A 23,084-nucleotide genomic window follows, 5' to 3' on the forward strand; every position below is an offset into this window, starting at 1 on the left:
AATAGAAGTTGGAAAAAACTAAACATGTATATATAATAGGATCAAAGGGGATTCCTGCAAAATATGGTGGGTTTGAATCATTTGTAGAAAACCTTACTAAAAGACAAACTGACAAAACGATTCAGTACCATATTGCTTGTATGACTGAAAACTCTTTAAAGTCGGATATTAAAGAAAAAGAATTTATTTATAATGGAGCTGAATGTTTTAACATAGATGTGCCAAACATTGGTCCAGCAAGAGCTATTTATTATGATTTAAAAGCTTTAGAAACATCTATTGAAAAGGCAGAAAAAAATAGAGATATTGTTCCTATTTTTTATGTTTTGGCTTGTCGTATCGGACCGTTTATCGGACATCTAAAAAAAAGGATAGATAAGATTAATGGTAAACTTTTTGTTAACCCTGATGGACACGAGTGGTTAAGAGCAAAATGGAGTTACCCTGTAAGAAAATATTGGAAATTCTCTGAAAGATTAATGGTTAAAAATGCAGACCTTCTAATTTGTGATAGTAAAAATATAGAGAAGTACATTCGAGAAACGTATAAAAAATATAAACCGAAAACAACTTATATTGCATATGGCACAGATATGAAAAAAACTAGTTTTTCTAAAAATAATGAAATAGTGCAAAGTTGGTTTAATGAGAAAAAAGTAAGTGAGGGTAACTATTTCTTAGTTGTCGGACGATTTGTTCCTGAGAATAATTATGAAGTAATGATTCGCGAGTTTATGAAGTCTAATACAAAAAAAGACTTTGTACTTGTTACTAATGTCGAAAAAAATAAATTTTACGAAAAATTATCCCGTGAGACTGGATTTGATCGGGATCCGCGTATCAAGTTTGTAGGAACTGTTTACGACCAAGATTTATTAAAATATATACGAGAAAATGCCTTTGCTTATCTTCACGGACATGAGGTTGGTGGAACAAACCCCTCACTTTTAGAAGCTCTTGCCTCAACAGAAATAAACTTACTTCTAGATGTTGGCTTTAATAGAGAAGTAGGAGAAAACAGTGCATTTTATTGGAGAAAAAAAACGCTCCACGAGTTGATAAATAAATTAGAAACTGGTGAATTAGCTTTAGCAAATATTGAAAGTGACCCAAGAGAAGTAATTTCGAATAAATTCACATGGGAAAAAATAATACATGATTATGAGAATATTTTGTTAAAGGGTTGATGAGATGAGAATACTACATTATTGCTTGGGATATCCTCCCAATCGTTCAGGGGGATTGGTAAAATATTCACTTGATCTAATGGAAGAAGAACAAAGGCAAGGGAATCAGATTTATTCTTTATACCCTGGAAGATATAGTCCTTTAAAGAAAACGCATATACGATATGAAAAAAAATTGGATACTGGCATTATTGTTTATGAGTTAATTAACAGTTTACCATTACCTCTTTATGGAGGAATCAGTGATCCAGAGGAATTTTTCAAATCAGTTTCTAAAAAAATATATAAAGACTTTTTAAAAAAATTAAGATTAGACATTATACATGTCCATACGCTCATGGGAATTCATAAAGAATTTTTTGTTGCAGCTAAGGAGCTAGGTATCAAAATATGTTACACAACACATGACTATTTTGGACTAGCACCAGAACCTAATTTTTTTATTAATGGCAAGAGTTATGATAAGGATAATAGTATTGCGAATTGGAAACTTGCTTCAACTAATGCTTTATCAGTGAAAAAATTAAGATTATTTCAGTTAAAGTACTATTATATATTAAAAAAAATCATGAAAAAATTAAAAATTAGAAAAATTAGTGAAGAGCATGTAACAGAGGAAATCAGAAATTCTAGTGAATCTATAGCATGGATTAATTTAAAAGAATACTACGAAGATATTTTTAGTCATATTAATCAATTCCACTTTAATAGTAATTTGACTAAAGATATTTTCTTATTTAACCTTGGTTCAATAGTTTCGAGTTTTTCCGTTATTCCTATTACAAATAGTAGTATTAAAAAGAGGGATAAAACTTATAAAATGGATCTGCATAAAAAAATAAAAAAAGTGGCTTATATCGGACCTGATGAAAGCTACAAAGGTTTTTTTGAATTTCTAAAATTAAAGGAAATATTTGATGAAAGTGAGTTTTTTGAATTTCATACTTATGGATATCAACCTAAAAGAGTTATTTCCGGAGTTAGTCAGCATGGTAAATATAACTTAAATAACATTGAAGATGTATATGAAAACATAGATATATTAATTGTTCCAAGTTTGTGGAAAGAAACTTATGGATTAGTTACTATTGAGGCATTAAGTTATCATAAATATGTTTTTGTCAGTGAAAACGTGGGAAGTAAAGACTTATTTAATGACTATTTCATTTTTAAAGATGTGGTTGAGTTGAAAAGAAAGATGAATGATCCTTCCTTTTATGATATAAAAAATAATTTAAGTGAAAATTTGTTACTAAATAAACATGCTTCACATGTTCTTAATTTTTATAAAGTATAAAACTCTGTGTAAAATTCATATTTTTATTAATAGTATATAATTGTTTAAGGTGGTAAATATTTTGATAATCAGTCTTATAGAAAAGGTAATAAAAAAAATTACTGGAAAAAAAGAATTTATTTTATCTAAAAATGTCCCACTAATTTATGTTATTCATTTTGGATCTCGATTTTTGATTGGACTGTTGAGAGGAAAAATTAGAGGGATTGGAATTGTAAAAGGCACTAAATTATTTATAGGATCTAGAGTAAAGATTTATTGTAAAAATAAATTGAACTGTGGGGATAATGTTAGAATCGAAGACAGTGTTTTTATTAATGCGTTATCAAAAAAAGGTATATTCTTAGGTGATAGAGTTAAAATTGGAAGAGGGAGTGAGATTAATTGCTCTGGTAGTTTAGCTGACTTAGGAAAAGGAATTTCTATTGGAACTAATTCAAGTTTTGCTGAAAATACTTATTTTGGTGCTGCTGGTGGGATAAATATTGGAGAAGATGTAATTTCTGGACAGAATGTTCGGTTTCACTCAGAAAATCATAATTATCAGGATCTAAATACTCCAATCCGTCTCCAAGGTGTTAACAGAAAAGGTATCGTTGTTGGTAATAATGTTTGGATTGGATCAGGAGCAGTTTTTTTAGATGGTGCTAAAATAGGGAATGGCTGTATCATAGGAGCTAATACATTATTAAATAGTGTTTATCCTGATAATTGTGTAATTGTTGGAAATCCAGGTAGAATAATAAAACGACGAACTGAGGAATAATTGTGAAAGAAAAAATTGATTTTGTCATAACTTGGGTAGATGAGAGTGATGCACTTTGGAAAAAAAGTAAAGATAATTACGCACTAGAATATAATATGAAACTAAACGATGCTTCAAGGTATAGAGATTGGGGATTTCTAAAATATTGGTTTCGTTCTGTAGAAAAAAATGCCCCATGGGTGAACCGGATTTACTTTGTAACAGAAGGTCATCTTCCAGAATGGTTAGATTTATCTTATGAAAAGCTAAAGGTAATCAAGCATAGTGATTTCATTGATGAGAACTATTTACCCACATTTAACTCAAATGTCATTGAGTTAAATTTTAGTAAATTACCTGGTTTATCTGAACATTTTGTCAGTTTTAATGATGATATGTTTCTGAATAAAACTGTTTATCCAAGCGATTTTTTTAAAAAGGGATTTCCTAAAGATATAGGGGTCTTTAGTCCTGTTATCCCATTGGAGAAAACTATTGATTCCATAGTTTTAAATAATGTGGAGATAATAAATAGGAATTTTAGTAAAAGTAAACTTTTAAAAAATAACTTCTTTAAATTTTTTAATTTAAAGTATAAGAAACACTTTGTGAAAAATGTTTGTACTTTACCATGGAACCATATTCTTGGTTTTTATGATAATCATATTCCAATTTCTTATAAAAAAAGTATTTTTGAAAAAGTGTATAAATTAGAAAATGATCGTATTTCTAACACATTAAAAAATCGTTTTAGAACTAAAGAGGATATAAGTCATTGGTTGATTAGATATTGGCAAATTTGTGAAGGAAAATTTTATCCTCGTAGTTCAAGTTTTGGTGCATATTATAACATCACTCAGAATCCTGTAGATATAGTTGAAGAATTGAAGTCTAGCAAACACAAGGTTATCTGTCTAAATGACAATGACAGTTTAACTGATTATGAAAAAGCAAAAAAAATGATTTTGAGGGAGTTTGAAAAAAAATATAATGATAAAAGCCGATTTGAACGATAAATTTCATACTACTATAATACTTGGAACTTACAACGGAGAATCTTTCATAGTAGAACAAATAAACTCCATATTACAACAACATAGGCTGCCAGATGAGATAATATTTTCCGATGATTGTTCCACAGATGGAACTACGAAAATATTAGACAAATATTCTATTATGTTTGAAAAGAAAAATGTTAAAGTAAAAAAAGTATATAGAGATAAAAATGTAGGGTATATTGCTAACTTTTTAGAGGCGTTAGATTATTCTACGGGGGATATAGTTTTTTTCTGTGATCAAGATGATATATGGAAAGAAAATAAAATCAACGATACTATTAATTTTTTTAAAGCAAATCCTCGATGCATCGCACTGCATAGTAATACTGAAATTATTGATAGTAATGGTGTAATTATAAAACGTAACGCTCAAGACTATACAAAAAAGAAAGAATTATTATCTATTGAAAAGTTTATAAAAAAAGTTAATTATCCTGGTATGGCGTTAGCGTTTAAACGTATACCAATCTGTAAAAAAGTGAATCAATTAAATTTTGAAGTAAAGACTCTTCCTACACATGATTGGTATATATGCTTTTTGTCATGTATGTTAGGGGGACTTTATACCACTAGTGATGTGTATACATTGAGACGCTATACTGGAGAAAATGTGGCTTTAAATGTAAAAAATAAACGAATCGATAACATCGATTTACGAATAAAAGGTATCGAACTCTATCTAGAGTACTATAAATTAGTTTTTAATATAAAAAATAGGCTGAAGAATGATAAAGCATCTATAAAATTAAATATAAATAACTATATAAATAACAGCGAAATAAGACTAGATTATCTTAAAGGAAAAAAGATTAGCTTATGGTTGGGTAATATAGTAAATTTAAAATATTACCCTTCTATAAAATCGTATCTAGGTGATTTGTTGTTGATTCTTAAAGTAAAAATTTTATATAAACGAGGAATATAGAAGATGAGAATAGTATTGGCTGTAGTCTTTTTTTAGTTGTTTTTATTTTGTATAAAAATTTAATTATTAAAGATAAAGACAAAGTAATTCAAATAATTCCTTTATTACTGTACATTGCATTTAATATCAGTATAAATTCACTTGAATATAGAATTGTAGGAGAATATTTAAAATTATATGTAAATGTAGCAACAATAATAATATTTTCAGCGGCACTATATTTTCTTAATAAAAAAACTTTTAGATTAAGTTGGGAATATCTATATTTTATAACATTACTTATAAATATAATCTATAGTATTTTTTCTGATAATATATCAATAGATAATTTTCCAAAGTCAAGTCCATAATCCTGTGTAAAATACTATACAATGTTTTACCGGTCTCTCATTGATCAAACTTAATATATTTTCTTGTAGAACTGAGCCATTCGTCATGAAGGTCCATAAGGACAGCTCCAATTAATCGATTGGCAGACGTTCGGTTGGGAAAAATCCGAATAATCTTTTCTCTTCTGCGGACTTCCTGGTTCAGTCGTTCAAGAAGGTTGGTGCTTTTTAGCCGATTATGACTATTTCCGATAACCGTGTATTGAAAGGCATCTTCGAAGCCATTATCCAATATTTCGCAGGCTTTTGTATATTTAGGCTGGTCGATATATTCACCGACTAAGGCATTCTTAGCTGTTCGAGCGAGTTCAATATCCGTAAACTTAAAGATCGCTTTTACTGCTTCTCTAAACGGTTTTGAATTCTTTTTTGGAATGGAACTGAAGATGTTTCTTAAAAAATGGACCTGGCATCTCTGCCAACTTGCGTTGGTAAATGACTTACGAATCGCAGACACTAGGCCTTTATGGGCATCAGAAATGATGAGTTCTGTCCCCTTTAGGCCGCGTTCTTTTAAGTATTCAAAGAAGATGGACCATGTGTCATCACTTTCTTCATTTTGAATCATGAAGCCAATGATTTCACGGTCGCCACCTTCTGTTATCCCGATCGCAATATGGCAGCTTTTAGAAAGCACTCGATGGTCCTCACGGACTTTTATGTAGAGAACATCAGTCATCAGATAAGGATAATTCGTACCTGAGAGTGAACGGTTCTGCCATTCGTTGACCATCGGGTCTAACTGCTCAGTCAGGCTAGAAACAAAAGATTTCGATACAGATTTTCCACATAGCTCTTCAACAATCTTTGAAACTTTACGTGTCGAAACGCCCGAAACATACATCTCAAGCATTGAAGCGAGCAGTGCCTTTTCATTTCGCTGATAACGCTCAAACACCGTCGGTGAAAATTCACCATCACGTGTTCTAGGCACTTTTAATTCGAGTGTACCCACACGAGTCGTAAAGTCTCGCTCATAATAGCCATTTCTTTGACTCTGACGACTTTCTGAACGTTCATAGTCATCGGCTTGAATATATTCTGTTCGTTGATTTTCCATCAATTGGTTGAAAACAGTGGTTAAAATATTTTTAGAAACATCATCTTTTACCGAATGTTCAATAATACTTTGAACCTCTTCGTTGTTCAGTGTAAAATGTACTTGGGTCATGTAACGTCCTCCTGGGTATGTTTTTGTGGTTAAAAACATTGTACCGTAAAAGGGCTGTTACATGGCCTTTTATCTTTTACACAATTATATGGACTTTATCTTTTCCAATGTTCTTAAGGGTTATCCTAAACTATGTTTCCATTTATCTATGTTTTCTTTTATGTAAATCAATCAAAAATTTTTATATAGAAAGTTTTTTTCGTGCTTTTAATTGGTTAGCGATTCTAAATGGAATATTGGGTATTCTACAAATGCTAACTAAAAAAACTTTATTAATCGGTAGTTTTTCAGAATCTATTCTTTATACAGAAGGTATTGTAGATAGTAATCGGGCCGTTGGTATTGCGGGTTCGAATAACTCAGCAGGCAATTTAGGCGCATTACTATTTATTATTGCTTTATTTAATCTTTACAAAAAAGGATTTACTTTCTTTATCTGCAACGATGCTTACTTTTCTCTTTATATTATTAACTCAAACACGTATTGCATTATTAGGTATAGTTCCCTCACTAATACTAATTTATACCTTCAATAAAAGTTCTACTAGAAGTCAATTTTTTAAAAAAAGTTTATTAACTATTTCCTTTGTCGGTATAAGTTTTCTAGCATTATTTTTATTGTTTGATAAAATATATCAAGTGTTCTTTTTAAATAGAGGAAATACAGAAAACAGTAGGATGATTCAGTTTAATAATGCTATCAGTTTGGGAGCAAAACATCATCTTCTAAGCGGTATTGGTTCAGGTCAGTGGCGTAGTTATTTATATAATAATTTTGGCATTGTAGATATACCGATACATTCACAAATGTTAAATTATCTTGTAGAAATGGTCTATTCGTATTTGTAGTAGCTATTGTTTTTAATATAGGCATATTAGTGACAATTTTGAAAAATTCATATCTTGAGAAAAATTACAAATTATTAGCATTATCTTTATTTTTTGAGAACTTAATCGTATCCAATTTAATCCAAATCAGATATATACTATAAACATTATTATTTACTATTTAGTAATGTTTTATCTTGCTTATTACAAAAAAATAAAGATAAGCAAATTTAAGGAATAGGTTTTGGCAATACTTATCTTCATAGTAACACGTTATTTAACAAGTAATTTATCAAGTAGTATTTTGTCTAATTTGATACAGTTTGCTATCGCTTTGCCTATTTATTTAACCATTACTACTCTATTTAAGGCAAATCCGTTCCTTGATTTATTAAGGAAAAAATAGTTTTTACAAGTAAGTTGATAATTAGAACTTTGTTCAATAAGAAAGTGATTTAAATAGCTTATAAGAATTGAAAAATGTGAATTTTCATCAACCCTAATCTGGAACAGAAAGCACAAGCTTCTGTTCCAGATTTTTTATTATTTTTTTGCTTATTTATTTTTAGCCATGCTAAAGTACACGATAGCTTTTATCTAAAATGGGAAATGAAACTAATAAATTATAGTAGCGAGATACGTAAAGCATTTTTTACAGTTTTTCTAGCAATTGTTATCAATCGCAAATCAAATATCCTCAATTCTCCCCCATACGCAATACATAGGCATCGAGCAGAATTCTCGCGATGATCTGGAGAGGCAAACGTGACCGTACTTCATAATCAGGGAAATAAGAACCTTCTGATTTGAAACCTACGAGATTGATCTCGCAATAGTCTTTCAGTGTAGAGGAATGATTGGCTGTAACTAGAATCGAACCAATCTCTGCATCATAGCAATTCTTTGCGGCGGTGACGAGTTCTTTTGTCTCGCCGTTCAAAGAAACAAAAATAACGCTGTCTTTCTTAGTCAGTTTCTGACTGATGCTTTTGATAATTTCTGGATCAGTATGCATTTGACAATTTTTTCCCGTTAATTGAAGTTTTACCATCATTTCTTGGCCAATCATTTCTGAAAATCCTCGGGCAAAGACAAAAACCCGGTCAGCAAATTTGATTCTTTGTATCGCATCCTCAATGTTTCCGATTTCCAACATATTGATCGTACGTACCACTTCTTGTTCATTTTTTAGAATGGCTCGGCGGATACCTTTGTCTACTTTATCTAAGAAAGAAAAATTGATGTTCTTGTTTTCTCCTTCTTTTAGATGATGCTTAAACGAAGTAAACCCTTCATAGCCTTTCTTTTTCATTGTCCGCACAATGGTGGCTGTTGAGACATTTGCTTGTTCACTTAGTTTCACGATGGAGTAGTTAGGGATCTCTAGGATATGGTGTTCGATAAAGTTCCAGAGGTACTGTTCTGTTTCACTTAATTTGTGATCCATATTCTTTCCTTCTTTCACCAAAAGTTAGTTAAAAAATAGCACGACGAGTTTATGAATGTAAAGGTTTTCTTTGTGTTGAAACGATTAAGAAAACATTTTCTCTTTCGCGTATTTCATAATAGAGTCAAGGAGGTCATTGGTTATGTCTATCTACACATGCACGATGAATTTGGCAATTGATCTATTTATTGAAACAGAGGAGATGCATCCTTTTATGGTAAATCGCACAAAAGAGGATGACATTCAGGCAAACGGAAAAGGAGTGAATGTGTCACTAGTATTAAAGATGCTAGATTTCCCAAGTACGGCATTGGGTTTTTCTGCTGGGTTCACAGGAAAGTATATAGAAGACTATTTACAGCAGAAACAAATCCAAACAGATTTTATTGAAGTGCCTGGTATGACGCGTATCAATGTATTTACACAAGTCAATCAAACGGGAGAAGAATACAAATTAGTGAATCAAGGACCTGAAATACCGCAGACAGCTGTCCATAATTTTTTAAATCAAATAAGAGTATTACAAGCAGAAGATTATCTTTGTATTTCTGGGAGTTTACCAAGAGGGCTGTCTCCAAAGGTTTTAATAGAAATCAGTCGGATTTGTCAGGAAAAGGGGATTCATTTGATTATTGATAGTAGTGATCAAGAAGTCATGGATTGTTTACCCTATCGACCGTTTTTGCTGAAACCAAACGAGGAAGAACTTTCTTCTTGGTTCGGACGAAAAATGGTTACAGATGAAGATTACTTTGTTTATGGACAACGACTAGTAGAGTTAGGTGCAGAAAATGTTTTGTTATCCCTCGGTGAGAAAGGAGCAATTCTTTTTACGAAAGACAGGGTGTTTCGAGGAAACTCGCCAAAAGGAAAAGTTGTCAATACAGCATGTGCAGGTGATACCATGTTAGGCGCTTTTTTAGCAGGATACATGAATCGACGACCGCTTGATGAAACGTTACGTAAAAGCATAGCAGCAGGCAGCTCAACCGCTTTTCGCAAAGGATTAACAGATTTTTTAGATGTGGAGGAATTAAGTAAACAAATCAAAATCAGGGAAGAGAGGTTCGAAAGATGGGAAAATATCAACTAATTGCAGCAACCGGTTGTCCGACAGGAATTGCGCATACCTACATGGCGCAAGAGGCATTAGAACAAGCAGCTAGGAAAAAAGGCATCACGATCAAAGTAGAGACCCATGGACAAATTGGGATCGAAAATGAATTAACGGCTGAAGAAATCAAACAGGCAGATGCTGTCATTATTGCCGCAGACAAAGATGTCCATTCAGAAAGATTTGCGGGAAAACGAGTCATTGATGTTTCTGTCAGTACAGGAATCAAGGATGCACAACGGCTGATTGACGAAGCATTGGCAGGAAAAGGTACTGTCTTAGCAGATAATGAAGCTGCTGATACTTTAGAACCAGAAGCGATGAGTGGTGCTAATTTTGGTCGTAGCATCTATAAAAATTTGATGAACGGTGTCTCTCATATGTTGCCTTTCGTGGTAGCTGGCGGAGTATTGATTGCTATTTCATTTGCCGTTTGGGGAATCTATTCTTTTGATCCAGATCATGCACAATACAATGCTACAGCGGCAATGGTAAAAGCAGTTGGCGATGCAGCAATGGGAATGATGGTTCCAGTTTTAGCAGCTTATATTGCAGAAGGGATCGCGAAACGTCCAGGGTTAGTCGTTGGATTTGTTGGTGGAATCGTGGCCATGAATGGCGGTACTGGATTTTTAGGAGGTATTTTAGCTGGGTTCTTAGCAGGTTATTTTATCTTATTTTTGCAAAAGCTACTGACAATTTTACCTAAACAACTAGATGGCTTGAAGGCAATCTTCTTATATCCAGTTATTGGTGTAGCATTTATTGGCATCGTGATGTCTTTACTGGCAGGTCCAATGAAGGCTATAAATGAAGGAATGATGAGCTTTTTAGCTGGATTTGAACATTCGAATCCACTTGTTCTTGGCGTGATTGTTGGCTGTATGTGTGCGTTTGATATGGGAGGACCGGTTAATAAGGCGGCATATGTAACAGGAACAGCTCTTTTGGCACAAGGAAACACGACTTTTATGGCTGGTGTGTCAGCAGCTTGTATTGCACCACCGTTGATTACTGGTTTTGCTACTTTATTGTTTGGTAAATATTTTGATACCAATGATCGTAATGCAGGTTTGGTTAATTTTATTTTAGGATCAACTCATATTACGGAAGGAGCTATTCCGTTTGCTGCGAAAGACCCGATCCGAGTGTTACCCACGATGATGTTAGGCTCATCAATTGCTGCTGTCTTAACTTATTTGTTTGGCGTCCAAGTTCCAGCACCACATGGTGGTTTTTTAGTGTTACCTGTAGTGACGGGAAAAATCCAATGGGTTACAGCGATTCTTATTGGTTCGATCGTTGGTGGAGTGATACTAGGTTTGATCCAAAAGAAAAGAGTAACTGATGAAGACAAGAAGATGGATAATAAAGCAGCAAATCGTACAGTTATCGAAGAAGGAAGAGCAGGAGGCTTATCATGACAATCATTCATGAAGAGAACATTTTTTTACAACAGCCATTAGATAGTCAAGAAGAAGTATTTAAGTTTTTAGCAAAGCAAACATTCTGTTTAGGAATCGCTCATGACGAAAAAGAAGTATATCAAAAACTTCTAGAAAGAGAAAAAGAAGGTACTACAGGAATAATGTCAGGTTTTGCTATCCCTCATGCGAAGTCTCAAACAATCAACGAACCTAGTATGATTATCGTCACACTGAACAAAGGAATTGAATGGAACAGTTGAGATAGACAGTCAGTTGATTTTATTTTTGCGTTATTTATTCCAGATTCAGAAGCAGGAACGACTCATTTGAAATTATTGTCTCTCGTTGCACGATCATTGATGCGAAAAGAGGTTACAGAACAGTTGAGAAAAGCAAAATCAAAAACAGAAATAGCCACAATATTAACTAAAGAAATAGGTGAAGATATATGAAGAAGATGAGTATAGAAAAGCAGGAACGTTTGAAGCGATTGACGGATGAAGCTGGAATTATTAGCGCGTTAGCAATCGACCAGCGTGGTGCTTTGAAGAAAATGATCAACCAATATAAAGAAGCTACATCAGAAGACATCATCCAATTTAAACAGATGGTTTCTCAATACCTGACTCCCTATGCCTCAGCTATTTTACTTGATCCAGAATACGGCCTGCCTGCAGCAGCGCTTCGAGAGAAAGAATGTGGCTTGCTGCTAGCTTATGAAAAAACCGGCTATGATACGAAAATGCCGGGAAGATTACCTGATTTATTGAATATTTGGTCGGTGAAAAGGTTAAAAGAAGCTGGTGCGGATGCTTGTAAATTTTTATTGTACTATGACGTGGATGAACCAGCAGAGATTAATGTGCAAAAACAAATAGTTATAGAACGGATTGGTTCAGAATGCGAAGCAGAAGGCATACCTTTCTTTTTAGAAATCCTTTCTTATGATGCAACTATTGGCGATCCGTCTTCTTTTGCCTATGCAAAAGTAAAACCCCATAAAGTTATTGAAGCCATGCGAGAATTTTCAAAAGAACGTTATCAAGTGGATGTATTGAAAGTAGAAGTGCCAGTGAATATGAGATTTGTGGAAGGATATGGGCAAGAGGCTTGTTATAGTCAAGCAGAGGCATCCGCGTATTTCTATGAACAATCGAAAGTGACTGAACAGCCGTTTATTTTTTTAAGTGCGGGAGTCAATGCTACGCTATTTCAAGATACATTACGTTTTGCAAAACAATCCGGTTCGACATTCAATGGTGTCTTATGTGGGCGAGCAACATGGGCGAAGGGAGTGGCGCCTTTTGTTACCGAAGGCGAAGAAAAAGCGAGTAGTTGGATGTTAGAAGAAGGAAAACAAAATATTAAGGAATTAAGTACATTATTAAAAGAAACAGCAACACCTGTCTACGTTGATAGATAAGAAAAAGTTGTTTCTTCATAAAAAGATGCTGCTGCAATTAGATAGCGATCAATCGATGATTCAAATTAAACATTCACTTAAATAAAAATATCGACCAGATTTCTTTTTCAAAAATCTTGGTCGATATTTTTAATTGCTAAAACTGTTAATGAATTTTTATTACACTCTTATTTACTATCTACTTCCGCTTCTGCTGCTTTCCTGCGTTGCGGCCTTTGTTATTTGTACTATTTTTTGGTTGTTTGATTTGTTTTGTTGCTTGTTTGTTGTCAGCTGGCTTTGCTGATTCTGTCACGTCTTTTCTTGGAGTGACGACTTGTTTTGGCGGGTTTTGTTTCAACTCTTCTGCCACTTGTGCTTTCAAACGTGGTTTCATCATAACGTTTGTGATGAATGTTTGCAGACAGCTGAACACACCACCGACTACCCAGTAAAGTGTAACACCGGCTGGCGCACTGATCGACATGAAGACGATCATAGCAGGAGAGACGATCAGCATCGTACGCATCGTCTTTTTCTGTTCTTCAGGAATACCGATTGTTGAAATATATCCTTGAAGCAGATAAGCGACCCCTGCGATGGCCACAAGCACCATACTTGGTGAGCCTAGATCGATGCCGTAAAAAGATGATTCACGGATACCTTCTGTGTAGCGTGCTGTAAAATACAAGGCAGAGAAGATCGGCATTTGGATCAATAGAGGCAGACAGCCGATTCCGCCGGTCATACTCAATCCATTTTCGCGATATACTTGCTGCATTTCTGCTTGTGCTGCCATTTGTTCTTCACGTGTTGTTGCAGCTTTTAGCTTTTGCTGTGCTGCTTCAACTTGTGGTTTTAACGCTTGCATTTTTTCAGATTGGATCATTGTTTTTTTCGATTGACTGATACCTAGTGGCAAGATGATGATACGAACGATCACAGTCATTGCAATAACTGCCCAGCCGTAAGACCAATTGAAATTCTCAACTAGATATGTAATCGCTTGGCCCATAGGATGGACGAGTACTCGATAAACGATTCCTGAAGTGTCAGGGTTTCCGTTTGAATCCATCCGCACACAGCCAGATAAAAAGAGCAGGATACTGACAAGTCCGGATCCCAATAACCAGTTTTTCCATTTATTCATAGAATACTTCCTCTTCTATAATTTTTACACAAACTTAACTATACTAAAAAAGCGCATGGAATTCAATCAACTTCATAGAAATTTCATATAAATATTCGTTCTTTTTCGTAGCGAAAAATTTTGAAAAAAGACAAAAAATCAAGAAAGAAATACTTAGAAAGAAAAGAGTGATTCCAAGTGTTTCTTTCTTATTTAAAAAACTAAAAACTTTTTTTATTCTGCCCGAAATAGAGGAGTCAAATGAACTCACTGCAAGTGATAGATCAGCTTTTTTACTACCTGTCTTTAATACTTGAGGCAAAGCGCCTCAAAAACAACCTTATCGACGGTGTTCAAAAGTCAGTTTCTTGGTATTAAGACAAATTTATGCAAAAATGTGGAAAGCCATTTTCACAAAATTTTCCTTAATACTCAAAACTAAGCGACCTTTTCACAACCTTATCCCACCACATCAAATTTCTTTCGTTCCTCAATCATCGGATCTTCTTGGACATCCACATACTGCACTCGTCCACTTGGGCTCGGAGACTTCTTGACTTCTTCGATAAATTTTTGGATGATGTCGTCATTTCCGATTGCTTCGATTGTGACTGAGCCGTCGTCTTCGTTTTTTACCGTTCCGGTCACGCCTAACTGATCAGCAACCATCTTGGTCATATAGCGAAATCCCACGCCCTGGACACGTCCTTGGACATTCATTTTAACTTTGCGCATGTTCGTCACCTTTCTTTCCTGTTTTATAAATCAATGATACCGATTTTTTTAGGATGAAACAAGCTCAAGCACCTATTCCATGATATAATCAGTTGAGGTGAGGAATGTGAAAGAGATCCAATCAGCAAAAAATCCAAGAATCAAAGAATTAAAAAAACTACATAAAAAGAAATACAGAGAAGAAAAGGCAGAATATCTTTTGGAAGGGTTCCATCTGATCGAAGAAGCTGCGTCGTCTGATGCAGAAATAAAAGAACTTTTTGTGACACAGAGAGGTATGAAAGAATGGGGAGACTGGCTGGCTGTAAACAAAGAGATTTCTACTTTTCTAGTTTCAGATGAGGTCATGACCGCTATGTCAGATCTACCTACACCGCAAGGGATCTTAGCAGTGATGACGTTAACATCTGAAGATACGCCAGATTTTTCAGGAGGCTGGCTTTTACTAGATAATGTACAGGATCCTGGAAATGTGGGAACGATGATCCGTACGGCAGATGCGTTTGGTATGGCTGGTGTTTTATTAGGTAAAGGAACGGCAGATATTTATAGTACAAAGGTGCTGCGAAGCATGCAGGGAAGCAATTATCATTTGCCTGTGTTACAAAAAGATTTGTCAGAAGTGATCCCTGTAATGAAAGGCAAAGGGTTTACGGTGTACGGTACAGAATTAAATGAAGAAGCACATGCATTAGACAAAGTAGAAAAAACAGAGGATTTCGCTATAATCATGGGAAACGAAGGTCAGGGAGTAAGTCAGGAAATCTTGTCTTTGACTGATCAGAACGTATATATCCCAATGAAAGGAAATGCGGAATCATTGAATGTCGGAGTCGCAGCAGGGATCGTTCTTTATCATTTTTCTTTATGATTAAGGAACTATTAAGCTTTAGCTATTTTATCTAGAGCGACTAGAATAATCCGAACACTGGTGGTATACTTAGATCAATTTCAGAAGAAAATGAAATTCAAAAAGGTGGCAGATCGATAATTATGACAGAAAAATGGCGTGAAGACGAAGAATATATGTCTTATGTACAAGATCTTTTAGAAACAGAAGCAGTGAAAAAATTAGCGAATTACACACAGCATGTTCATTCCACTCGTTTGGAGCATTCCATCAGTGTTTCTTACTATAGTTATCTGCTCGCAAAAAAATGGGGTGGCAATGCTAAAGCAACAGCGCGTGCTGGACTTTTGCATGATCTTTTCTACTATGATTGGCGTACGACGAAATTTGACGAGGGGACACATGCGTATATCCATCCAAGAATTGCTGTAAAGAATGCAGAAAAAATCACCGATTTGTCGGATCTTGAGCGAGATATCATTTTGAAGCACATGTGGGGTGCAACGATCGCACCGCCTAAGTATAAAGAAGGATATATTGTGACATTCGTGGACAAATACTGCGCAGTCAAAGAAGCGGCTCAGCCCATGTCTGCAAGTATGCGTAAGAGATGGCAACGTTACTTTGGGAAAGAATCCTCGATTTAACAGGTAAAACCAATAATAGACCATATTGAGGTTGTGACAGAAGTGGTCAGCTTCAAGAAATAAGAAGGAATTTACGAAAATTACTTCTCAAATTTTTGTGAAGTTTCGGCTTATTACCGCAGATGCAAGCTTTTGAACACCATTCATTCGAAACAAGGGACTTTGACACGACTTTTGTCACAGTCCTTTTTTCTGTTTGCAGTTGACTATCTGTTCAAGATACGGTTTACTTTTATTTATCGAATGAATCATGTACATAGAAGAATAAGCATTAAAGGGGGTGATGATAAGATGCAAAACGTATCTTATTTAAAAGAGTCCGGGATCTTCAGGTAACACATACTTTGCAGAAGATCACTTTTTTCTACAAAGTATGCACTTTGGTTAGAAGAAAGGACTTTAAAATCATGGAACAAACAATAAAACCATACCAATATTTTTTTATAAAAAGAGAAGTAGAACAGTTATTAAATGCGTACTCATCTGTCAATGATCCAAAAACGGTACAAACAGTTCAGGCACTAGCAACTGAAAAGATTCGAGACATATTAGAACACGAACTGCCAGAAATCGATACATTTTTAACGACAGTTTTAGACGTAAAACTGACAAAAGCGCAAGCAGAACGAGCATTGGAGGAGCTGAAGCAAATCGTTCAGCCGTTTATGCAGCCTAGCAAACCACAAATCGAGAAATTATTCCGAAAAGTGAAAAAACTCAAACAACCAGCTTGGAATGAAATCGACTTGCAAGAACATACGTACATCGGCTGGAATGATCCAGGTACGCAGAAAAAATTCATGATCTATTACGAAGATGAAAAATTAAAAGGGATTAGCGGTACTTTATCACCAACGATAAATAAGGGAATCTGTGCAATCTGTCAGAAAACATCGAATGTGTCGCTTTTTCTTTCTACAACGAAAGCAGGTTCTGATGGCACGTATACGAAAAAGGGGAATTATATTTGTCATGATAGTGACCAATGTAATCAACAGTTAACGAAATTGGCTCCTTTCTATGAATTTGCTGAACGTGTAAAGAAAGAACGATAATTTTATTGTTTTTTACAGAAAAATATGCTATCTTTTAATGGAAGTGAATAGGTGATGGTGTTCGCCTTTAAATGCTAACGAAAGATAGCTAATGACGCCTACTAAAGTCTGGGGACAGCCCCTTTCTTTAGTAGGCGTTTTTTTATTGAGGAGGAATTTTTTATGGAAAAACAATTACCGAGTCCAGTACGCATTTTAGTGTACATGCTGAAGTGGCTGGTGATCACAGCGATTCTCGGTATATTCATGGGGAGCTTGTCTGCTTTTTTCTTAAATAGCCTGACAGTTGTGACAGATATCCGACTATCACATCCTTGGCTCCTTTATCTACTACCAGTTAGTGGTGCGCTTTTTGCTTATCTCTATGCGTATCACGGCGGTCTTTCTAGTCGTGGAAACAACTTAGTGATCGATCAAGGAAATGGTGGAGAAGAAAAAATCCCGTTGCGGCTTATTCCACTTACACTGTTTGGAACCATAACTACCCATTTATTTGGGGGATCTGTTGGCCGTGAAGGAACAGCAGTTCAAATGGGGGGAGCGTTAGCAGATAATACAGCACGTTTGTTCCGATTGGATAAATCAGAACGGGAAATCTTGATTATCAGTGGAATCAGTGCGGGTTTTAGTTCTGTATTTGGCACACCTTTAGCTGGAACATTATTTGGATTAGAAGTGTTGGCAATCGGGAAAGTCCGAACAGAAGCGATCTTCCCTAGCTTCTTTGCTGCACTGTTTGCAAATTTCATGACGGAAAGCTATGGTGTTTCTCATCTACATTACCAAATGGGTGTGATTCCTGAATGGAGTATGTTGCTGTTCTTCAAAGTTTTTGTTGCTGGGATTGCTTTTGGTTTGATTGGCTGGGTATTCAGCCGTTCGATCGTCTTTTTAAAAGCACGGTATGCGCAATGGATTTCTCATCCTGTTTGGCGAAATACGATAGGTGGGGCTGTAGTTGTGGCAGCAGCATTGATTTTGCAAACACAACGTTATCTCGGATTGAGTCTTCCGTTACTTCAAGAATCATTTAATGGACAGGCACATGTCTATGATTTTATTGGGAAGTTATTCTTCACAGTTTTGTCTTTAGGCGCGGGATATCAAGGGGGAGAAGTGACACCATTGTTTGAAATTGGTGCAACGCTTGGTGCAGCACTAGCGCCTTTGCTCCATGTTTCTGTTCCTTTTCTTGCAGGATTGGGCTTTATCGGAGTATTTTCTGGTGCGACAAATACACCGATTGCCTGCTTTGTGATGGGGATCGAATTGTTCGGTTCACAAGCGGCAGTATACTTCTTTATGATCTGCTTGATCAGCTTTATGTGTTCAGGCAACAGCGGTATTTATTCTGCTCAGCAAGTAGCGGTCAGAAAAGGGATACTCTTTTTGCCAATAGTTAAGAGAATGAAAGAAAAAAACAAGGTGTGACATATGTTTTGTCACACCTTGTTTTTTTAGAAAAGTAAAGTAATCAGCGATAAGAATGCGGAGCCTGCGAAAAGCAATCCGCAAATGATCATATGCCTTTTTTTGTTCATCATCAAGATGGCGATGTATTCTCTTAAAAACGCATTAGGCAAGTAGTAGAAAGCTGTTTTTGCACCAATACCATTTGCTTTCAATTTGGCTTGCCGCGCATAAAGACCGGCTCTAAAAATGTGGTAATTGTTGGAACTGAAGATCGCGCGGTATGGCCCTTTCATTTGCTGATCCATGATTTCCTTTGAATAGAGCATGTTCTCCAAAGTGGTTGTCGAATTGGTTTCGACAAGAATGTCTCTTTCAGGAATTCCTTGTTCCATGGCATATTGTTTCATCGCAATGGCCTCTGGTACTTTTTCGTCTGCTCCTTGCCCGCCAGACATCAATAAGATGGGCGGATTTAATGTAGCACGGCTTTGAGCCCGATAAAAAGCAATCGCCTTATTGATTCGCTTGGCTAGAAGAGGAGAAACTGTTTCTCCATTGATCAACCCAGCGCCTAACACAACGATGAAGTCTTGATTGTATCGAGGTCGGTTGAACTGATACAAGAATGAGACAGTCAAAAAGTTGTAGAATACGATAAATAGATAGATCAAGATCAGGGGAACGCAGAAAAACAAAGCATTTATCCATTGCGGCAAATATTTTAACAAGAAAAAGTCAAAAACAAGAAACAGTGTAAGAAAAATGGCTAGTATCAACGTTAAAAGATTAGCTAATGAATGCGATTCTCTACGTAAAACTGTGACCCCGTTCCAAAAAAGAAAAACAATCAATCCGTAAATACCAAATAAAAGGACAAGTAGCAATGGAATCGTGATCAAGGCGATCAGTCCGCCAAGGAAAATATTTTGCGTTTCATACAGCAAGACAAACAAGTAGATGCCGAAACTGATGAGGAAAACATTGAATAAAAGACCATTCAGCAGCCTTCGTTTTTCTGTGAAATAAGAAAAAGCAAAGATACTAAAGAACAACAATGGAATCAAAAAATAAAAGGTCGAATAAAAAATTTCCAACACGACAAAATAAGTTAAGATTACCGTAAATGTCCACGTACTGCCGTAAAATAACAAGGAAGGATCCTTCTTCTGTTTTCGCCAATAAACGATAGAGAATACCCCAATAAGATAGAGAACTAAAAAGATCAGATCTCTGGTTAGATTCATAAATTCAACTCCTTTTTCTTATACAGTATAACGAAAATAGATGAAAAAAGCTGTTATTTAAACTAGAAAAAGCAAAAAAACATCTTTCCGATGGAAAGATGCTTTTCTTATTGTTCAATTAAAACAAGTTGCCGAAAAATTCTGCGACGCGTCGCCAGCCAATTACGAACATATTCGCTTTTTCCACTGTTTTATCCGTAATGATCTCTGTTGATGGCGCATTGTTGTCTTCTAAATAGCCTAATTTATCGTCTGCCAAGGTGATCGTAGCGGTACCGATTTTTGTACCTTTATCCATAGGTGCTTGGATCTCGTTGTCAGTGACTTGCTTCTTGTCAAGTGTTGGCGTGATCGTTAATTTGCCAGTATCCATATCGTTTCGTACCCATACTTTTACAGGGCTTTTAAGCACAACAGGAACTGTTGATTCTTTTCCGTCTTTTACATCAATGGTTTTTAGGCTAGGAATACTTGCGTTAGCTTTTCCGAGCTCTTTTTCTGACCAATTGTCATAGCAGTAGTCCATCAAACGGTCTGTTTCATTGAAGCGGGCACTCGGGTTTTCCGCATGGCCGTCCGCATTCAATACGACAGTGATGATCCGTTGATCGTTTTTAGTGATCGTACCAACGAAACAAGCACCTGCAAGCTCAGTCGTACCAGTTTTTAATCCGTCCACGCCTTCCTTGTAATTAACGAATCCTGGGAGCATCCAGTTCCAGTTGACCATTTCCACTGGTGATTGCGTATTTTCGCCAAACATTTGGGTCGTAGTACTTGATACATCCAGTATTTCTGGGAAATCCAAGATCAAATGGCGGGCAACGATGGCCACATCTTGAGCAGACATTTGATTTTCGTCGTTTTCTCCAGTGCCTTCTGGTCGGTTTTCGCCAAGATAAGAGTTGTTCAATCCTGATGCATTAACGATCGTTGCATCTTTGATTCCCCAATCTTTCAATTGTTCTTTCATTCTTTCAGTGAATTTAGCTTCGCTGCCAGAGATTTTTTCTGCCAAGGCCACCATTGAAGCATTGGCTGACTGGATGATTGCAGAGTCGAATAATTCTTTGACAGTGTAGGTGTTTTCTTTATGCAAAGGAACATTCGATAAATCTGGGGTGATACTCAAATTTTCTGCATAATCTGAAATCGAAACTTTATCATCCCATGATAGTTTTCCTTCTTTTACTTGATCAAGGACGATGTAAAGACCGATGATTTTTGTGATTGAAGCGATCCCCATGGTTTTTTCTCCATCTTGATCATAAAGAATCTTACCGCTTTGCGCATCTACAGCAAAAGCTGCTTTTGCATTTACTTTGAACGTATCTTCAGCTTGCACAGCAACAGCTGGTAGAAAAGAAGCAAGGCAAAGAATGAGACTAGCCAATAATAGGACTAGACGTGTTTTTTTTATGGACATATCCGATCTCCTTGTAATTAATTTGTTTCGCTACAAATTAAAATTTTATCAGAGAGGGGAGAGAGTTTCAATGTTTCTGAAAAAACTTTAGGATAAGAACGCGCGTTATGGAAGTTTAGCGGTCGTTTTTACGTACTTTTACAGGAATAGGCTGTGTTTCCGCATCTAATAAGCGGGAAGCGCTGAAAGCAAATAAACTGATAATACTTAATAAACTGAAAATCATAATCAAATGCATAAGATCCACCTCTTTTATTCTTTTTCTTAGTTTATCAGCATTTCATGAAGAATAGTTGAAGACTGGGGCTAAATAATTGAGGAAATTATGAAGATAACTTAAAAAAATAGCTAAATTTAAAACCGTAGAAACCGTTTTATTTTTTTAGATACGTTTTATTGTATGGAAAAATAGTGTTGTGGTAGACTTTAGATAGAAACAAAGGAATGATTTTTTTAGGAGGGGTACGTTTATGGCAAAAAAGGATAAAGAATTATTGTCACAATTGACTTCAGAAGGCGCTAAAGGACCATTCGTCACGATCATGCTGAATACGCATGTCGCCCATCAAGATGTGGAAAAAGATCAGATCAAATTCAAAAATTTTGCGAAAGAAGCAAAGAAACGTTTTGAGAAAAAATATTCCGAACATGACTGGTCCCCGTTCCAAGAAAAAATTGAAAATTTGTTAGGAGATCCTTCGTTTTGGCGTAGTGCAACTACGAGTGTAGCGGTCATTATAACTGCTGACCAAACCTATATCCATCGTTTGAGTATCCCGGTAGACGATCAATACTATGTAAGTGATCTTCCTTATTTACTGGCTATTATCAAAAATGGGCAGTTCAACTATTCTTATTATTTATTGGGATTGAACCGCGACTCCATGAAATTGTATGAGGTCAGCAACAAACAAGTAAAAGAAGTATCTCTACCAGAAGGGGCACCGGTTGATGTCGTTACTGCATTGGGATCTGAACTGACAGGTGGCGGTTTGAACTTCTCTTCTAATGGAGGAGGCGGAGCCCGAGATGGAGTAACTTTCCATGGCGTAAATCCAAAAGATGAAGAAGTAGAGATCGATTGGGTCAACTATTACCAAGCAGTTGATACGTACTTGAAGGATTCTTTCGAAAATCCTGAACAATGGCCGATTTATTTATTTGCATTACCAGAAAATCAGACGATGTTCAAAAAAATTGCTAAAAATCCCTATTATTGTGCAGACGTTGCGATTTCTGCTTCTCCTGCGCAGCTATCCTTTAGAGATATCGAAAAAGGGGCGAAGAAGCTGTCAAGTGAACTCGCAGCTCAAGAATCAAAAGAATACAATAAACTCTTAGATAAGAAATTCATCGATCAGTTAGTTGATATCGTTCCAGCTGCGAAAGAAGGAAAAGTGTCACATTTATTTATCGCTACGTCAAACTTAGCTGATGGTTTCGGTGAAGATCCTGAAACAGAATATGATCGGCGTCAGGTGTTGAATGCATTAGCAGATGATGTGATCATTAATGGCGGGAAAGTGTTTATTTTGGATCAAAAAGATGCGCCAGATGAAAAGAGTCTGACAGCGATTCTTCGTTATTAAAAGAGG

The 23,084-nt window shown here is 35.7% G+C and carries 21 protein-coding genes, 1 pseudogene and 1 riboswitch; of the genes and pseudogenes, 15 read left to right on the plus strand and 7 right to left on the minus strand.

Annotated elements, in window-relative coordinates; genetic code table 11:
* The first annotated feature begins 8 nt into the window (after positions 1 to 8).
* From cps2T to IGL15_RS04895, 5 genes are all read left to right on the plus strand, one after another.
* Positions 9 to 1,187, plus strand: coding sequence for a beta 1-4 rhamnosyltransferase Cps2T (gene cps2T / locus IGL15_RS04875; RefSeq protein ID WP_104765524.1), 1,179 nt, complete (start codon positions 9 to 11; stop codon positions 1,185 to 1,187).
* 4 nt (positions 1,188 to 1,191) lie between these two features.
* Positions 1,192 to 2,484 (plus strand): glycosyltransferase, encoded by a 1,293-nt coding sequence (locus IGL15_RS04880; protein ID WP_029485898.1) that lies wholly within the window; start codon positions 1,192 to 1,194, stop codon positions 2,482 to 2,484.
* A 61-nt stretch (positions 2,485 to 2,545) separates the two neighbouring features.
* Entirely contained in the window at positions 2,546 to 3,250 is a 705-nt protein-coding gene (locus IGL15_RS04885; protein ID WP_156249151.1) for an acyltransferase, read from the plus strand.
* A 2-nt stretch (positions 3,251 to 3,252) separates the two neighbouring features.
* Positions 3,253 to 4,245, plus strand: coding sequence for a Stealth CR1 domain-containing protein (locus IGL15_RS04890; protein ID WP_029485900.1), 993 nt, complete (start codon positions 3,253 to 3,255; stop codon positions 4,243 to 4,245).
* On the plus strand, positions 4,205 to 5,212 hold the full coding sequence (locus IGL15_RS04895; RefSeq protein WP_050581827.1) for a glycosyltransferase: 1,008 nt from the start codon (positions 4,205 to 4,207) through the stop codon (positions 5,210 to 5,212). The genes IGL15_RS04890 and IGL15_RS04895 overlap by 41 nt, the downstream gene beginning before the upstream one ends.
* A gap of 387 nt (positions 5,213 to 5,599) precedes the next feature.
* On the opposite strand, the gene IGL15_RS04900 is transcribed toward IGL15_RS04895, so the two are convergent.
* Positions 5,600 to 6,772 carry an IS256-like element IS1542 family transposase gene (locus tag IGL15_RS04900; protein ID WP_002323245.1) on the minus strand — a complete coding sequence of 391 codons (1,173 nt, stop codon included), beginning with the start codon at positions 6,770 to 6,772 and terminating at the stop codon, positions 5,600 to 5,602.
* 444 nt (positions 6,773 to 7,216) lie between these two features.
* Between IGL15_RS04900 and IGL15_RS04905 the strand changes: the two genes are divergently transcribed.
* On the plus strand, positions 7,217 to 7,621 hold the full coding sequence (locus tag IGL15_RS04905; protein ID WP_104807696.1) for an O-antigen ligase family protein: 405 nt from the start codon (positions 7,217 to 7,219) through the stop codon (positions 7,619 to 7,621).
* A gap of 676 nt (positions 7,622 to 8,297) precedes the next feature.
* On the opposite strand, the gene IGL15_RS04910 is transcribed toward IGL15_RS04905, so the two are convergent.
* Positions 8,298 to 9,047, minus strand: coding sequence for a MurR/RpiR family transcriptional regulator (locus tag IGL15_RS04910; protein ID WP_104765650.1), 750 nt, complete (start codon positions 9,045 to 9,047; stop codon positions 8,298 to 8,300).
* A 142-nt stretch (positions 9,048 to 9,189) separates the two neighbouring features.
* Here IGL15_RS04910 and pfkB point away from each other — a divergent pair, with 142 nt between their 5' ends.
* The 4 genes and pseudogenes from pfkB (at position 9,190) to lacD (ending at position 13,011) form a co-directional block, all read left to right on the plus strand.
* Complete coding sequence (gene pfkB / locus IGL15_RS04915) at positions 9,190 to 10,140, plus strand: 1-phosphofructokinase (RefSeq protein ID WP_104765649.1); 951 nt, start codon at positions 9,190 to 9,192, stop codon at positions 10,138 to 10,140.
* The gene (locus IGL15_RS04920) at positions 10,122 to 11,585 is read left to right on the plus strand and encodes a PTS fructose transporter subunit IIC (protein ID WP_104765648.1); all 1,464 of its coding nucleotides are present in this window, start codon (positions 10,122 to 10,124) and stop codon (positions 11,583 to 11,585) included. The genes pfkB and IGL15_RS04920 overlap by 19 nt, the downstream gene beginning before the upstream one ends.
* Positions 11,582 to 12,040: pseudogene (locus IGL15_RS04925) on the plus strand (fructose PTS transporter subunit IIA). The gene IGL15_RS04920 and the pseudogene IGL15_RS04925 overlap by 4 nt, the downstream one beginning before the upstream one ends.
* On the plus strand, positions 12,037 to 13,011 hold the full coding sequence (lacD, locus tag IGL15_RS04930; RefSeq protein ID WP_104765647.1) for a tagatose-bisphosphate aldolase: 975 nt from the start codon (positions 12,037 to 12,039) through the stop codon (positions 13,009 to 13,011). Before IGL15_RS04925 ends, lacD begins: the two are co-directional and overlap by 4 nt.
* Before the next feature lie 178 nt (positions 13,012 to 13,189).
* On the opposite strand, the gene yidC is transcribed toward lacD, so the two are convergent.
* Both yidC and IGL15_RS04940 read right to left on the minus strand, forming a co-directional pair.
* Positions 13,190 to 14,140 (minus strand): membrane protein insertase YidC, encoded by a 951-nt coding sequence (yidC, locus tag IGL15_RS04935; RefSeq protein WP_002306243.1) that lies wholly within the window; start codon positions 14,138 to 14,140, stop codon positions 13,190 to 13,192.
* A 438-nt stretch (positions 14,141 to 14,578) separates the two neighbouring features.
* Positions 14,579 to 14,854, minus strand: a complete 276-nt coding sequence (locus IGL15_RS04940; protein WP_002289551.1) for an acylphosphatase — start codon at positions 14,852 to 14,854, stop codon at positions 14,579 to 14,581.
* 106 nt (positions 14,855 to 14,960) lie between these two features.
* Between IGL15_RS04940 and IGL15_RS04945 the strand changes: the two genes are divergently transcribed.
* The 4 genes from IGL15_RS04945 (at position 14,961) to IGL15_RS04960 (ending at position 18,837) form a co-directional block, all read left to right on the plus strand.
* Positions 14,961 to 15,725 (plus strand): TrmH family RNA methyltransferase, encoded by a 765-nt coding sequence (locus IGL15_RS04945; protein ID WP_002331534.1) that lies wholly within the window; start codon positions 14,961 to 14,963, stop codon positions 15,723 to 15,725.
* Positions 15,726 to 15,847: 122 nt separating this feature from the next.
* The gene (locus IGL15_RS04950) at positions 15,848 to 16,351 is read left to right on the plus strand and encodes an HD domain-containing protein (RefSeq protein WP_002289559.1); all 504 of its coding nucleotides are present in this window, start codon (positions 15,848 to 15,850) and stop codon (positions 16,349 to 16,351) included.
* Between the two features lie 407 nt (positions 16,352 to 16,758).
* On the plus strand, positions 16,759 to 17,406 hold the full coding sequence (locus tag IGL15_RS04955) for a FusB/FusC family EF-G-binding protein (RefSeq protein ID WP_002326724.1): 648 nt from the start codon (positions 16,759 to 16,761) through the stop codon (positions 17,404 to 17,406).
* A 41-nt stretch (positions 17,407 to 17,447) separates the two neighbouring features.
* Positions 17,448 to 17,514: riboswitch (Fluoride riboswitch) on the plus strand.
* A gap of 54 nt (positions 17,515 to 17,568) precedes the next feature.
* The gene (locus tag IGL15_RS04960; RefSeq protein WP_104879250.1) at positions 17,569 to 18,837 is read left to right on the plus strand and encodes a voltage-gated chloride channel family protein; all 1,269 of its coding nucleotides are present in this window, start codon (positions 17,569 to 17,571) and stop codon (positions 18,835 to 18,837) included.
* Between the two features lie 26 nt (positions 18,838 to 18,863).
* On the opposite strand, the gene IGL15_RS04965 is transcribed toward IGL15_RS04960, so the two are convergent.
* The 3 genes from IGL15_RS04965 to IGL15_RS04975 form a co-directional block, all read right to left on the minus strand.
* Positions 18,864 to 20,063, minus strand: coding sequence for a YdcF family protein (locus IGL15_RS04965; RefSeq protein WP_104765645.1), 1,200 nt, complete (start codon positions 20,061 to 20,063; stop codon positions 18,864 to 18,866).
* Positions 20,064 to 20,181: 118 nt separating this feature from the next.
* Positions 20,182 to 21,489 carry a serine hydrolase gene (locus IGL15_RS04970; RefSeq protein ID WP_002302201.1) on the minus strand — a complete coding sequence of 436 codons (1,308 nt, stop codon included), beginning with the start codon at positions 21,487 to 21,489 and terminating at the stop codon, positions 20,182 to 20,184.
* A 115-nt stretch (positions 21,490 to 21,604) separates the two neighbouring features.
* Complete coding sequence (locus tag IGL15_RS04975) at positions 21,605 to 21,727, minus strand: hypothetical protein (RefSeq protein ID WP_002296297.1); 123 nt, start codon at positions 21,725 to 21,727, stop codon at positions 21,605 to 21,607.
* A gap of 232 nt (positions 21,728 to 21,959) precedes the next feature.
* Here IGL15_RS04975 and IGL15_RS04980 point away from each other — a divergent pair, with 232 nt between their 5' ends.
* Positions 21,960 to 23,078, plus strand: coding sequence for a baeRF6 domain-containing protein (locus IGL15_RS04980; RefSeq protein WP_438766837.1), 1,119 nt, complete (start codon positions 21,960 to 21,962; stop codon positions 23,076 to 23,078).
* The last annotated feature ends 6 nt before the right edge of the window (positions 23,079 to 23,084 follow it).

The organism is Enterococcus sp. DIV0436a, assembly GCF_051711605.1.
GTDB lineage: Bacteria > Bacillota > Bacilli > Lactobacillales > Enterococcaceae > Enterococcus_B > Enterococcus_B faecium.